The sequence below is a fragment of the Gammaproteobacteria bacterium genome (assembly GCA_040183005.1).
In the GTDB taxonomy this organism is placed as follows: domain Bacteria; phylum Pseudomonadota; class Gammaproteobacteria.
Genome location: JAMPIW010000007.1, coordinates 1,781,465 through 1,795,410 on the forward strand (window position 1 = coordinate 1,781,465; position 13,946 = coordinate 1,795,410).

The following is a 13,946-nucleotide window of genomic DNA, read 5'->3' on the forward strand; positions in this document are numbered from 1 at the left end:
AATTAAAGGTATGGTTACCGGACTAAGGTGATTAATAAAAAACTATTACGCTATTATCGTCGCTCTACGCTCTAGCGTCTAACTGAGAAATTAAAAATGGATTAATTTATTTAATTATCAATTTGTTATAATGCATATTAATGTTGGTATCTTTTGCGGCTAGCAAGTAGCCTAATGAGTGTTTTTTGCGGAACCCGAAGCCTTTTGGTCACGGATGCCGTGTTTGCTGGGATTGGCCATCCACTCACCCCTACCGAGATACGCAAGAGCGGTCGCACATATCTCCCCTTCATTTTTCGTACGCACAGCGCACGCTTGCTTATGATCCACAACAAGCTGCTCATATCCTCGTGCCAGTAGCGCACAGAATATGTCGCCCCGCCCCACGACCCCAATAGTGCGCACCGGCACACGCCTCCATCGCCTCCCGGCAGGGCTCGCATTGCCTCAATGCAGGCACTGGAGACGTTGTATCGGCTTAAACTTGTTGAAGGTTTAGAGATTGCCCATATTTGGGCGCGAAATGTTACCAGGATTTGTTGAAGGAGATAGAACGATGAGCGATAAGCGATAAGCGATTTTCCAGCGCGTGGGAAACGATTGCCGACACGCCCGAGGAAGCGGAAAACATGAAGCTCCGCTCAGCCTTGATGATGGCTTTGAAAGATCACATCACCCGCGCCGGCCTGAGCCAGTCGCAGGCCGCCAAGCTGTTCGGCGTCACGCAACCGAGCGTCTCCGATCTCATGCGCGGCAAGATCGGCCTGTTTGCCATTGATGCCCTGACCAACATGGTGGCCACCGCTGGCATGCACTTTGAAATGCGCGCACTGGAAGCCGCGTAGAACAAGCCAATGGGAATAAAAGGTCAGCGAATAGTCAAGGGTGGGCAATCCGATTTTGGGTTACACCACGCAGTGCGCCATCATCAACCACAGCGGTTTATCATTTGTCATCAGAAGTGTCCGGCAATTTCGCAAAGACGGCTATATAACATGATGATGTTGAATAGGAAAGTGTGTGTTTAGGGGTGTCACCGACTTGAACGTGAATTTTTTGGGAAACTGGGGCTTTCCCCCCAGGAGTTTCCGTCATGTATTCAGGCCAGTTGGTGTTCGCACAACTCATGGAGCATTTGCCCCTTCACACATTCCGTCGCTGCGTGCAGCGCTACCCTTCCAAATATCCCACCAAGACTTTTTCGCATCTCGATCAATTTCTCTGCATGGCGTTCGCGCAGCTGACTTACCGCGAAAGCCTGCGCGACATCGAAACCTGTCTGCGCGCCCACCAAGCCAAGCTCTATCACTTGGGCATACGAGGCAACATCGCCAAGAGCACGCTGGCCGATGCCAACGAGCAACGCGACTGTCGCATCTACGCGGATTTCGCGATGAGCTTAATCCAGACCGCCAGAAAGCTTTACGCCAGCGACAGCTTTGCGGTCGAACTGGAACAGACGGTCTACGCACTCGATACCACGACCATCGACCTGTGCTTGAGCGTCTTTCCGTGGGCACGCTTCCGCTCCACCAAAGCTGCCGTCAAGATGCATACGCTGCTCGACCTGCGCGGCAACATTCCAACCTTCATCCACATCAGCGATGGCAAGATGCACGAGGTCAATGTGCTCGATATCCTGATACCCGAAGCCGGCAGCTTTTACATCATGGATCGTGGCTTCACCGACTTCGCTCGCTGGTTCACCCTGCATCAAGCACAGGCGTTCTTTGTCATCCGTGGCAAATCCAATCTGCTCTTTCGTCGCGTCTACTCTCGCACCGTGGACAAGTCCACTGGACTGCGCTGCGACCAGACCATTGCATTGACTGCTCGCAAGGCCAGCAAGGATTACCCGCAGCACCTGCGACGCATCAAGTTCTACGATGCCGAACACGACAGGTTTCTGGTCTTTCTGACCAACAACTTCGACCTGCCTGCGCTGACCATCGCTCAGCTTTATCGTTGCCGCTGGCAGGTCGAGCTATTCTTCAAGTGGATCAAACAGCATCTTCGAATCAAGCGGTTCTATGGCACCACCGAGAATGCAGTCAAGACGCAAATATGGATCGCCATCGCGGTTTACGTCGTGGTCGCCATCGTGAAAAAGCGGCTCAATACCGAGGCTTCGCTTTACACAATCCTACAGATTTTGAGCCTGACTCTTTTCGAGAAAACGCCACTCGATCAATTACTTAAAAATGCGGAGACGCAAATGAGCATGCAGAAAGACAATAACCAATTGAATCTATTCAATTAAATTACCGGACACTTCTGATTTGTCATGTTCATTCGTCTCCGCGCCTGTCCGCGTGGGCACAGAAGGCGCGCCCACCCTACCGGGCTGGCGTGCCACACCCATTTCGTGCGCACAGCGCACACTACGCTTGCTACCACCCATCATGCGTCACGTTCATTCGTCCGCGTTTGCTCATCAGTGTGTAGGTTGGGTTAGCCCGCAGGGCGTAACCCAACAGATCCGCGAAGAAACGTCGGGTTACGCTACGCTAACCCGACCTGCTGGACTACCACCCATCATGCGTCACGTTCATTCGTCCACGTTGGCAAGCAAAAAAGCTGTTTGCCCACCCTGCGGGACTTGCTCACAAAAGGCGCGCTGATTGACCTTGCGCCGTGAGAAGCGCAACCGCCTTTTTGTCGAAGGAAACGAAGGTTTCCCCGCCGAGCCAGCTCCCCTCGTAGGCAATGACGCCATCGGCGAAATCCCCGCCCGCTTCGAGCACCGACAGGCCAGCCTCCACGGCCGGTCTGTTCACTTCCACGTTGGCGACGGCAAGTAGTGCGCGGATCGCGGTGGCCGCGTCGGAGGGTTGGAATTCGTAGACCCGGAGCAGCACCCACACAAATTCGCACAGGCACGGCAGCGCGACCGCAATTAATCCAGCATCGGTCAAGACCTTGGCGGCGACGCTCGCTTGCGCTGGGTCGTCACGCACGACAGCACGAATAAGGACGTTGGTATCAACAGTGATCTTCATTCTTTACCAGCCCAACCTTGCGCGGTCGCCTCGTTGATTTCTTCAAGGGTGGCGACTTTTTTTGTCCGGCCCGCGAGCAGTCCGACGAAGCCATCAATCGTTCCAGTAGGCCGGAATGCTTTAAGTATACCCCTGCCATCTGGCAGCAAATCCAGCTCGATCTTTTCGCCCGGCTTGATGCCGAGGTGTTGCAGCACGTCTTTTCTAAACGTCACTTGTCCCCGTGCGGTAACAGTCAATGTGGTCATGGTGATGTCCTTGTAATCTATTGATCGATACTTTACAAAGTAATGCAAAATCGCCTTACTGTCAACGTCTGTTGTCAGTCAGTAGGGTGGACACGTTTTTTGTGCCCACGCGGTAAAAGCACAGAGAGCCAGGACACACTCTACCACCCATCATGCGTCACGTTCATTCGTCTGCGGGCAGGCAAACAAAAAACCGTTTGCCCACCCTATAGGACTTGCTATAGTGGCGGAAAAGAAGAGAGTTACTGGGCAATGATTCGGCTGCAGAGTAGTTCAACTTCACTTGGCTTAAAGTATTCGCGTCCGGTCATGAAAATGCTCACATGTTCACGAAGTCGTTGCACGTGTTCGGGAAACCTCGCCTCAAGGACTGTCTTTTGGTTTAGGCACGGCACGAATATAAATGCGCGCTCTTGATTTTGGTGCTCAGAAACGAAAGTAGCCATCTCAGATTTCACGCCTGGGCAGACATACACTTTCATCTTCTCCTCGAGATTGTGGTTCACATCGGGATACTTCTTGCGCAACCGTTTAATGAAGCGCGAGATCCCAAGAAGATCGCGGTTTACATCAATACTTCTTGTTTGACCGACGCCTGGATCTTGAGTGGCTGATATATTACGCCCCCTATCGATGTCAACAATGTAATGAGCTTCAGTGAAATTAGGATTCTGATATCGGTCGAAATGAAGCTTGAGCCATTCCGAGTCTATTGCTTCCATCGTCCAAGATGGGTTGAGGGAGAAGAATTTACCCTCAAATTTTCCCCAGTGATCCCGTGCATCGGCCATTGTGAGCACGTTGAATCCACGTCCGCTTGCGCTTTGAGGCGCGAGCGAGGGGATAATATTCGCACCCTTGCTCTCGAATCTCTTGCGAATCTTATCCACAACAGCACTTGTCAATGGTTCTTGGGTTTCTAGATATAACCACCCGTCAAGATCGGTTGGAAATTTTGGCAATTCTCCGTTAGGTTCTGTGACGCTTACAATTGCCGTCCTCGCCTTTCCAAAATGACTAAGAAAGAAACCCAGCTCCATTGTGACGTTATCGCGAGGCGTCCAATAAGTATCGGAGCCGGTGCGAATTTCGTCGTCGCACGAGAGCATTGCGATGCCATACTGACATGATTCAATTGAGTCAATAATATTATCTAGAAGAACGCCACCACTCCAGTCTGCGTCCTGCCAATGTACCACCTCATAGTCATGCTGAAGGCTCTCCTGTAGTGCCTGAGCAATCTTCTGCTTCTTTGAGCAGTAGGCCAGGAATACGCGACGTTTCGTCATTGGATCCTCCTGTAATGGTCGTTAATTAAACTAAATCCATCACCTCTGAAACTGGGTGCCAGAATGTTCGGCCCGTTCGTTCCGTGTCGCAGGCCTGCAGGTATTTCAGCAGGACTCGCGACCCTTCTAATGCGAGCACTTGAATTTTCCCGGTTGGGTGCGTGATGCAGTATCTGGCGGTCTTTGACAAACCAGAGCCCACGTGGCTTTCCCGCTCAAAAATTGAAAACGCCTCATCTAGAGGAAGCATGAAGTGTTCATTACCGTCGGTTGGTCGACAGTGAAAGACATAATATTGAGGGCACCCAATGAACTCCATCTGTTCGAAGAGGTTGCCGAGGACCCCATTATCGGTATTGACGCCTCGCAATAGCGGACATTGATTGAGGCAGGCCAAGCCCGTTCGCGCCAATAGTTTGACTGACTGCTTTGCCTCCCTAGTGACCTCGCGAGGATGATCAAAGTGGGCCATGAGGTATAACTGCTTGCCACGCTCCGAAATTGCCTCCAATCCTTGGATGAGGGTGCTATCTCGCAAGATTCTGGCTGGGTCAAACGCAGGTGTCTTGCTTCCAATGCGAATCACCCTAACACTGGCAATATCGGCAATGCGATTCAGCAAATTAATGAGCTGAGACGTCTTCATCGCAAGAGCATCACCTCCCGAGAGTATGACATTTGTGATCTCGGGATGCTCAGCAATGTAAAGAAGAGCGGGGGAGAATTCGTGCGGAACCTCCTGACTGCTTGGCTGAAAAAGACGCTTTCGAAAGCAAAATCTGCAGTAAGCAGCGCAGTTCGTGGTGCAAAGCAAAAGGCCAGTGTCAGGAAATTTGTGTTGGAGACCCGGCGCAACCGTTGATTGAGCCTCTTTGGTGGGGTCAAGGCTCTCCACCGGTCGCAGCTCGCGAATATCCGGTATGACTAGTTTTCGAATTGGATCGTTTGGGTCGTCAAAGTCAATCAGGTCTAAGTATTGCGTAGGCACACGAAACCGGTAAGCGCTTTCTGTCTCGCTTAGATCACTGGCATCCAAAAGCGCTGTGGGAATCTGCTGGACACGTGTCAGGACTCGCCGCATTTTCGATCTCCGTCACAAGATGGTTGAAGTATACCTAGACCAGGAACTCTTGATCATCAGAACGAGGGCGCGTAAAAGGGTCAATTCTCGCCTTGCACCTCCTGTCTTTCACAAAAATTAACAACAAAACACTTCAACAATTCAACCACACACCGCCACTTTACTGATCACGCCGCCAACTTGCCCTGTATTGCGGAATGTTACAAGGCCGGTAAGTTGATACTTGGTTCACCACTTGTCATGGAGATACAAATACCATCGTCATGGAGGACTGAGAAACCGAGCCTCTGATAGAGCATCACTGCTCGAGCATTGCATTTCAGCACCGTAAGCCGCAGCGGCTTACCCGCCCGTCCGGCCTCTGCCAATAGCTGCTGGAGCAGTAGCGTTCCGATACCCAAGCTCCGGTGTTCCGGAAGGAACGCAATATCGATGATTCGGAATTCCTCGTCGCCCTTCTCCACCCAGATCCTTCCAACAGGACGTTGATCCAGCATGACGATGCTATGCCCGGATCGCGGATAGCGCGATTCGTAGCTTTTTTGCTGGGCGCTGAACTGCAACCTGAGAAATATATCCCGCTGTTGTTTGTCCCAGGGCAGAGACGCAAAATCTTCTTGTCGCGTGCTGGCATATATCTCGAACAGGAACGCCTCATCCTCCGAACGAGCAGGACGAAGCGTTACAGTCGCGGCGGTTTTCATATCATCAGCGTGCCTACAGGCTGCTAATTCCTGGACGGATAGATCCCCTCCAGTGCGATGATCCAGTTGAGCGTCAGGTAGGGTTGCCGGTTTTCATGCGGCTGGCTGCCTCCTGCAGGTCCGATCATGCCGGCGGACATTACCGTGTTCGCGGCGGCGTTGTATGATCCGGTGCTGCCCCCAGCCGGTACGTTGTTCGTCGGAGCCGTATCGGTGGGATCGCCGGCGTTGGCGTTTGCGGAATGTGTGTGCTGCGGCATCTGGGGCGCCGTCAGGGTGATGCTTTCCGCGCCGCCTGCTTCACCAAGGGTGTAGTTGTTCAGGCCCGGCCCCTGTCCCGACGAAAGCGGGACGCGGCCGCGCAGGTCAGGCAGGGCAAAGGTCGTTTGACCATCACCACCGTACGTGGTGCCGAGTAGCGAAAACAGGGCAGTGTTTTGCGCTATGGAAAGCAACTGCCCATTGCACATTGCCCAGCCCTGCGGCGCAAAATTGTACGGCACCAACAGTAATTGCCCGATAAATGGATCACTCATGTCATCTTCCTATTGTAAGGTTCAATCAAATGGTTAAGGCTGATATCCCATCCCGCTGCCTGATCTCCCAGAAACAGCTTCAAAACCACCCACACGCCACTCAGCCACGGTGACGGTGAGCTCCATACAACACGATCAAGCCCACGGCCATCAGCAGCAGGCCTTCAGGTTCCGGAACAACCGTCACGGAAGCATTCACTGCCAGTGTGTTGCCATTGGACAACGTGTCCGTATCCGGATTGAACAGGGGGTGATTGGGGCTGACCGAAAAGAGGTCATAGTTCAGGACGATTTGGCCACTGGCGACAGCCCCTATCAACGCCCCCGCATCAATTGCAAAACTCCCGACACCTGTCTGGTTCAACACATCGAATGTTTGTGATACCGAGGTGTTGTCCGGCGCAGGACCGACCACAAAGAAGTTGAAGGCACTGATGAAATCAGTAAACGTGCCCAGCGGTGTTGTTGGAACAAAGCTTGCGCTGCTTATCACCAGATAGTCCGTAGTGTTAGTGAGCGTGAAGCCCCAGCCGACGGTAGCGCCGGGAGCTCCGGAAATGGCGCCGCCAGGAGGGTCCAAGGCCAAGGTGGACGCCGCCTGCGACACTGCACAGAACAGTGCGCTTGCAAGCGCCATGGATTTTAGAACTCGCTTTATCATGATTTCTCTCCGCCCTATCTAAATTGATTGTTCAGTGTTTTGGACCCCGTGGACAAACCGCCGTTGGAGCTGAACGGGATCGTGGCGCTGAACCGCGATGTTGCAGTACACCCTGTAAAGTCTATCGTCACGTTGCCGCTCGCCGAACCGCCAGCCGGGATGGTGCCGACCGGCAGCGGGAACGAGGCCGGGCTGGTGATGGTCGGTGTACATACGGGGCCAAAGGTTTGTGTCAGCGAGAGTCCGTTGATCTGCGCGTTGGTGGCGGTGCCGGGGCCGCTGTTAGCAAGGGTAACCGTCCAGACCCGTGCATTCTGCGCGCCCGTCTTGCCGGTGATCAGCGCCGACAGGGGGGGTGGCGTCGTGGCATTGATGGTCAGACACGCCCCGCCGGCAAAACTGCCGCTAGCGCCCAGCCCATCATTGACCACATACAGACTCCAGGGACCATTCGGATCGGTGCCGTCAAAGGCCGATCCAAACGTCGCCGCGCCAAACGGAGCCGCGAAGTTATACGGCGCCGCCGGGGCGGGTGCAGGGAACACGCTGGCGCCGCTGAAATTAACGCTGGTGGGACGGAATGTTCCACTCGCGAGCGGGCCATTATCCGGCACGAGCGAACCGGCAGCGTCGTCCAGGGTGAGGGTCACGTTACTGGCCGACGAGGTCCCGCCAACGTCGGACAGCGCAACCACTTGCGCGCCGGTCGGCCCGACCAACAACAAGTCGATATCATCCGGCCGGTTGTGGTTCAGGTTATTGAGCGTCAAGGTCACGTTGGTGGCGGAGCTCGCCAAACCGGAGACAAAGATGTGCGAGGGATAGGGGGTAGCCGTACCTGAACTGTTGATGGCGAGGGGGCCGGCGTTGCAGAAGGTGTTGCCGCTCACCGTGGTGTGATTGTCCACCGTTTGGGTGACACTGCCGTTGCTGATATTGAAATTACCGGCACTGCCGTTGTACACCGCAGTGATCACATGCACTCCTTCGGGGAGCGCGGCGGTCGTGAAGCTGGCCGTGCCCGAACCATTCAGCGTGACCGGGCCGGCCAAGACGGTGGCGCCTTCTTTGAAGGTGACCGTTCCCAGCGTCACACTGCCGTTGTCGCTGCTCCGTTTCACCTGGGCAGTGAATGTTACCGTGTTGCTGGGAGACGAAGTGAAGGACGGGTTTTGCGATGAGGTGACGGTGGTGGTGGTCGGTGTATCGCTGGACATTACGAAGCTCAGGCACGCGCTGGCGATGCTGCCAGCCCCGCCGCCGGTGGCGTCATCAACCACATACAGGCTCCAGGTTCCATTGGGATTGCTGCCGCCAAAAGAGGTGGCGAAGGTCGCCGCGCCAAAGGGGGCGGCAAAGCTATAGGGCGCTCCGGGTGCTGGAGACGGGAACACCGCGCCGGAACCGGAGTTGACAGCCGTGGCACGGAAGGTACCTGCTGTGATGGGTGTCGTGTCCGGCAACAGCGACGCTGCAGTGTCGTCCAGCGTCAGGGTGATGTTGCCGACGGCGTTCTGTCCGCCGACATCAGACATGACAACGAACCTGGCGCCATTCGGGCCAACCAGCAGCATATCCAGATCATCGGGGCGAGTTTCCGTCAGATTATTCAGCGCCAGGGTCACCTTGGACACACCCCCTGTCAGGCCCGACACGAAGATGTTGGACGGATACGGTGTGGCTGGGCCACCCGTGAGCGCGCCGTCTGGAATAGCGATGGGGCCAGGGTTGCAGAAGGCATTCCCGGTAACGATCGTATGATTGTTTACCACTTGCGTGAGCGTGCTGTTGCTGGTGGCAAAACTCGCCGTACCATCATAGATGGCCTTGATGAGATGGCTGCCTTCAGCGAGCGCGCTGGTCGTGAAGGTCGCCTGACCGCTCCCGTTGACCGCCGTCGCCGCCTGCAACGTCGCCGCGCCTTCCATGAACGTGACCGTGCCTTGTGTGACAGGATTGCCCGCGCTGGTCACCGTGGCGGTGAAGGTCGCCGTGTTGCTGGGGGTGGTCGTGAACGAAGGATTCAGTGACGAGGTGATCACCGTAGCTGTTGGCGCAGCGGCGGCGGCCGTAGTGATGGTGATGCTCCAGCCACCTGTGATAGCGGCACCTATCCCTGCGGAAGGGCCAAATGCATCGTCTACGACATAGAGATTCCATGTCCCGTTGGGATTTATACCGTTGAATTGAGAGGCGAATGTACCCGTCCCGAAGGGTGCGGCGAAGGTCAGGGCTACCCCTGGCCCCGGGGCAGGAAAGTTGTCTTTCACAATGCCAGAGTTGACGGCGGTGGGCTTGAACGTGCCGGAGACCAGTGGACCATTGTCCGGCAACTGGGAAGCTGCAGCATCGTCCAGCGTTAGCGTCGTGCTAGCGGCGGCAGTGTTGCCTCCCAGGTCGGATATGATGACCAGATTGGCGCCGCTCGGACCGACCAGCACCATGGCCATGTCATCTGGCCGGTCTACGGACAGATTGTTGATGGTAACCGTCACTTTCGAGATGGTACCCACCATGCCAGAGACGGTGATGGCTGACGGATAGGGGCTGTACGGAATACCGGGGCCGGTGCCCGACGTGCCCGCACCAACAGGACTGGTGATGGTTGTAGCATTGGAAAACGTGGCCGCAGCAGACAGACCGGTCAAGGTCATCAGCAGAATCCCCGCCAGGATGCGGGCAATGAGTCTCAACATAACGATATCCCTTCGAGAGATGTGGAAACCAATGCTTATATGCATTAAGCGTTCCAATCCTTCATCGCCCAACAGAATATTTATTAAAGAACAAATAGTTGGGATATTTCCAGCGGCAGCGTCAAAAACACGGGTGTAAAATTTTCCGACAAAAATTGGAGGAATTATGATCGATTTGCGATTAATATCGAGCCGATCAGCGCAATATCGGCAATGATCGAGACGGTATAATATTTCCCTATACCATTGATTTAAAACTCCATTTATTGGGTTAATAGGTGCCGTTTCAACGCCGACCGTAGCACAGGTTTTATAATGTAAAATTTTTCGACAACATAATTACAATCCCCGATCATAGCCCACGCCACATGAGGTCATATGTGCCATGCAGGGATACAGTGTAGCCCCTCAGTCAAGACAATAAGGCTGTAGAAAAATCACCTGGAAAACAGCGGGGGACTTGATCTCAGGGTGCCTCTTGACCCCATCATCTGACGATCTGGCGCATTTACTATGAGCTTAATCACCGGCGGACATCGCAACTTTGCTGATGGATTTACGGCCGATACAAATTTTCGGCCGATACTCGCCATAAGCCCGCAGACCGATTAACATATTGCACAAGCGATGGCGCGCCCATCCGACCCTTTTTCTGTCAGGAGAATTGCATGACTTTCATCGTTGTTGATAACTGCATCAAATGTAAATACACCGATTGCGTCGAAGTGTGCCCGGTGGACTGCTTCCACGAAGGCCCCAACTTTCTGGTAATCGACCCGGACGAGTGCATAGACTGCACTCTGTGTGAACCGGAATGCCCGGCAGAGGCCATTTTCTCAGAACATGACCTGCCCGATGATCAGAAGCACTTCCTTGCGCTGAATGCGGAACTCGCCAAAGAATGGCCGGTAATCACCGAAAAGATTGACGCGCCCGACGATGCCGATCAGTGGAAGGGTGTAGAGGATAAGCTCAAATATCTTGAGCGCTGAGAGGCCGTGAAAAAATCAGGGGGCATAAGCACACAGCCCCCTGAGACATGCCATCCTTAGTCTTTGTCTTTCCCAAACCGCCGTTTGAGCTGCCCGCGTATCTCACCACCAGGGAATGTTTGTGAATGCACATTTACGTAGGCATTTCCCCAGAAGATATTGTTGATTACGTCCTCCAGGGTATTCACGCCCAGACCCGGCTTGGCCTCGACATTGGCAGCGGTTAATACCCCGCTTAGCATGCCTGGAAAATCACCTTGCGAGGCGCGGCTAAACAATGTAATCAACACTGGTCCATTCGCCCCTTTCGGGCCAAGATGAATGTGCGCGGCAAGTACCGGGGTGCCAAAATTGGAGGCATGCAACCGAAACTCCAGACTTTGGCGATCTTGCGCAAGCTTGACATGCACCATGCCAAACGCACCTGTGGCGACAGGACCATTGACAATTGCAACTGGGGTCTTGCCATCAGCGCCTACGACACTTACCGTTGTCACTTCCTGCCCTCCACTCAGATCAGCGGCAAATTCCGTACCGCCTGGCACAGTATGGGCAAACGAAGGCATCGACGTTAATAATAAAAACGCCGTCACAACTACCACAGAACTCAGTCTATTCATATCTCTCTCCTTTTAGATAAAACACACGCCCTACACCGCATTGGGGCACCAACGCACTTTATGAAACAAAAACCCCTATGCACCATGATTAGAGCATAGGGGCAGACATCGTAATTACAGGCAAAAGAATGCACCCGCACCACTAAAACCGTTTCGTCACACCCAAACCAAGCAGCTGCGCGCTGTTCTCGTATTTTCCGTTGTACGCCACCGTACCGTTCGGGTCTTGCGAAGCAACGGAAGACGGCGAAGGAGTGAACGGCGTCGCTGAGACGTAACTCCTGTCGTCGAATTTTACGTACATGTACGCACCTTCTAGCTCCCAGCCCCCGGCAAATTTGTGCCTGAGACCAACGCTAAAAAGATTTCTGTCGGCATCGGGTACGCGCGCGCTGAAATGCGCATCGCCCTGGCCTGTCATATCGCGTGAATAGCCGGCGCGCAACTGATTATTGGCATTTAAATCATAGGTCATACCCAATCGGTAAGCGTCGGTATTACTCCAACCATTGGAATTGATGACGCGCGGACTACCTGTGGTCGTAGCGACGACAATCTGGTTGAATTTCTTCCAGCCAGTGCGCTCGTAATCAAACTCGACACCCAGTTTATCCGTCGCCTGATAGCGTGCGCCAACTTGCAGCATCCAGGGCAGATTGACATCGGCAACGACAGGCGTTGTGCCTGACGTCGAGGTCAGTTTCCCATCAACACCAACGCTGATGGCGGAACGGTACGACGCGCCGAAACTCCAGGGGCCGGCCACATGCATCAACGCGGCATTCCAGCCGAAATCCCCCCCGTCGCCGTTGATGGTGGCGGCCTGAGTATTGAGTTTCACCTCTCTCACCTTGTAATAATCCAGGCCAAAGGCAGCGCTGGTATTGGCGTTAATTTTGTAAGAAACATTGGGATTGAAATTAACCAGCTCGATCCTGGTTTGCTCAGGATGCATCGAGGCAGGGACTGGAAAGGTATTTTTTGGCCAGTTGGTCTCCAGGCCAAACGGCGCATTAATGTTAAACCCCCAACTCCACTGTGGGCTACGCCGGTTTATCACAGAGAGATTGGGCACATAGGCCAGGCTATCATGGTCGCTATCTATTTTGCCTGTCTTGCCGGCGGGTGTAACACCGGCCTTGTGATCGATCAATATCAAGCCCGCCACGATATTCGTGCCCTCGTGAAAAGACATGGCAGCCGGGTTATAGGCTACCGCACCGAGTTCCTTGTAATTGGCAACCAGGGCATTGCTTGTCCCCACACCAGCGACTGATGCCTCTGGCAGACGAAAACCTGACGCGCTGGCGCTCAAGCTCACCATCATCCCCAGCGACGCAAAACCAAACAGCGGATACAGACGTTTCATAAAACTCTCCCCATTATAATAAAAGGCCCTGTGCTCTAAGCATCAAACAGAAGCCCCAAAAAAGCAAGGATTGGACGAGCAGTCTGCGCGTGTTCGCGTGACTCTGTAACAAGCGCGATCTGTTTGCCTAATGATTATTGGGGGCTTGCCGCAGCTCGCAGCAGGAAAGTCACAGGACCATCATTGGTGAGTGTCACCAGCATATCCGCGCCGAAGCGGCCAGCAGCAAGATTAGGATGTTGATTGTGCGCTTGCAGGACAAGATGATTGAATAAGCGTAGCCCTGCCTGGGGTGAGGCCGCAGGGGTAAAGCTCGGACGCATGCCCTTGCGGGTATCGGCGGCCAGAGTGAATTGCGGCACCAGCAGCAGGCCACCGCCGACATCGCGCAGGCTGAGGTTCATTTTGCCGTCGGCATCGGCAAACACGCGGTAGCCGAGCAGACGCTCCAGCAACCGGTCGGCCTGCGCTTCGGTATCGCCCTGCTCTACGCCCACCAGCACCAACAGACCGTGACCGATGGCGCCAACAACTTCCCCGTCCACAACCACCTGCGCAGCACGCACTCGCTGTAGCAGGCCGATCATCCTTAAAACCTCTTTTTGTCCACGAAAAACACGAAAGTCACGAAATAAAACAAAAACATGGCGATTGCTTCAGCAGCCCACCGGATAGGGTGGCAAGTAACACGCGATTTACACTTGAATATTTTCGTGTTTTTTCGTGAATTTCGTGGATAACTGAGTTTTTT

At 54.1% G+C, this 13,946-nt stretch carries 14 protein-coding genes; 3 read left to right on the forward strand and 11 right to left on the reverse strand.

Annotation, left to right across the window (positions count from 1 at the left end; all coding sequences use genetic code 11):
- Positions 1-563: 563 nt before the first annotated feature.
- Both M3A44_14420 and M3A44_14425 read left to right on the forward strand, forming a co-directional pair.
- The gene (locus tag M3A44_14420) at positions 564-845 is read left to right on the forward strand and encodes an XRE family transcriptional regulator (protein MEQ6342800.1); all 282 of its coding nucleotides are present in this window, start codon (positions 564-566) and stop codon (positions 843-845) included.
- A 248-nt stretch (positions 846-1,093) separates the two neighbouring features.
- Positions 1,094-2,260, forward strand: coding sequence for an IS4 family transposase (locus M3A44_14425; protein MEQ6342801.1), 1,167 nt, complete (start codon positions 1,094-1,096; stop codon positions 2,258-2,260).
- A 343-nt stretch (positions 2,261-2,603) separates the two neighbouring features.
- On the opposite strand, the gene M3A44_14430 is transcribed toward M3A44_14425, so the two are convergent.
- From M3A44_14430 to M3A44_14465, 8 genes are all read right to left on the reverse strand, one after another.
- On the reverse strand, positions 2,604-2,999 hold the full coding sequence (locus M3A44_14430; GenBank protein MEQ6342802.1) for a type II toxin-antitoxin system VapC family toxin: 396 nt from the start codon (positions 2,997-2,999) through the stop codon (positions 2,604-2,606).
- A complete protein-coding gene (locus tag M3A44_14435) occupies positions 2,996-3,247 on the reverse strand; it encodes an AbrB/MazE/SpoVT family DNA-binding domain-containing protein (protein ID MEQ6342803.1) in 252 nt (83 codons plus the stop codon). The genes M3A44_14430 and M3A44_14435 overlap by 4 nt, the downstream gene beginning before the upstream one ends.
- Positions 3,248-3,489: 242 nt before the next feature.
- Entirely contained in the window at positions 3,490-4,536 is a 1,047-nt protein-coding gene (locus M3A44_14440) for a nucleotide-binding protein (protein ID MEQ6342804.1), read from the reverse strand.
- 25 nt (positions 4,537-4,561) lie between these two features.
- Positions 4,562-5,617, reverse strand: coding sequence for a radical SAM protein (locus M3A44_14445; GenBank protein MEQ6342805.1), 1,056 nt, complete (start codon positions 5,615-5,617; stop codon positions 4,562-4,564).
- A gap of 200 nt (positions 5,618-5,817) precedes the next feature.
- Entirely contained in the window at positions 5,818-6,321 is a 504-nt protein-coding gene (locus M3A44_14450; GenBank protein MEQ6342806.1) for a GNAT family N-acetyltransferase, read from the reverse strand.
- A gap of 23 nt (positions 6,322-6,344) precedes the next feature.
- Positions 6,345-6,857 carry a tail fiber protein gene (locus M3A44_14455; GenBank protein MEQ6342807.1) on the reverse strand — a complete coding sequence of 171 codons (513 nt, stop codon included), beginning with the start codon at positions 6,855-6,857 and terminating at the stop codon, positions 6,345-6,347.
- Positions 6,858-6,957: 100 nt separating this feature from the next.
- Positions 6,958-7,518, reverse strand: coding sequence for a hypothetical protein (locus tag M3A44_14460; GenBank protein MEQ6342808.1), 561 nt, complete (start codon positions 7,516-7,518; stop codon positions 6,958-6,960).
- Positions 7,519-7,532: 14 nt separating this feature from the next.
- On the reverse strand, positions 7,533-10,214 hold the full coding sequence (locus M3A44_14465; GenBank protein ID MEQ6342809.1) for an Ig-like domain-containing protein: 2,682 nt from the start codon (positions 10,212-10,214) through the stop codon (positions 7,533-7,535).
- Between the two features lie 668 nt (positions 10,215-10,882).
- Between M3A44_14465 and M3A44_14470 the strand changes: the two genes are divergently transcribed.
- Positions 10,883-11,206 carry a ferredoxin family protein gene (locus M3A44_14470; GenBank protein MEQ6342810.1) on the forward strand — a complete coding sequence of 108 codons (324 nt, stop codon included), beginning with the start codon at positions 10,883-10,885 and terminating at the stop codon, positions 11,204-11,206.
- A gap of 56 nt (positions 11,207-11,262) precedes the next feature.
- Here the strand turns inward: M3A44_14470 and M3A44_14475 are convergent, their stop codons facing one another.
- The 3 genes from M3A44_14475 to dtd form a co-directional block, all read right to left on the reverse strand.
- On the reverse strand, positions 11,263-11,826 hold the full coding sequence (locus tag M3A44_14475) for a CHRD domain-containing protein (protein MEQ6342811.1): 564 nt from the start codon (positions 11,824-11,826) through the stop codon (positions 11,263-11,265).
- Between the two features lie 142 nt (positions 11,827-11,968).
- A complete protein-coding gene (locus M3A44_14480) occupies positions 11,969-13,195 on the reverse strand; it encodes a porin (protein MEQ6342812.1) in 1,227 nt (408 codons plus the stop codon).
- A gap of 134 nt (positions 13,196-13,329) precedes the next feature.
- The gene (gene dtd / locus M3A44_14485; GenBank protein ID MEQ6342813.1) at positions 13,330-13,782 is read right to left on the reverse strand and encodes a D-aminoacyl-tRNA deacylase; all 453 of its coding nucleotides are present in this window, start codon (positions 13,780-13,782) and stop codon (positions 13,330-13,332) included.
- Positions 13,783-13,946 lie beyond the last annotated feature (164 nt).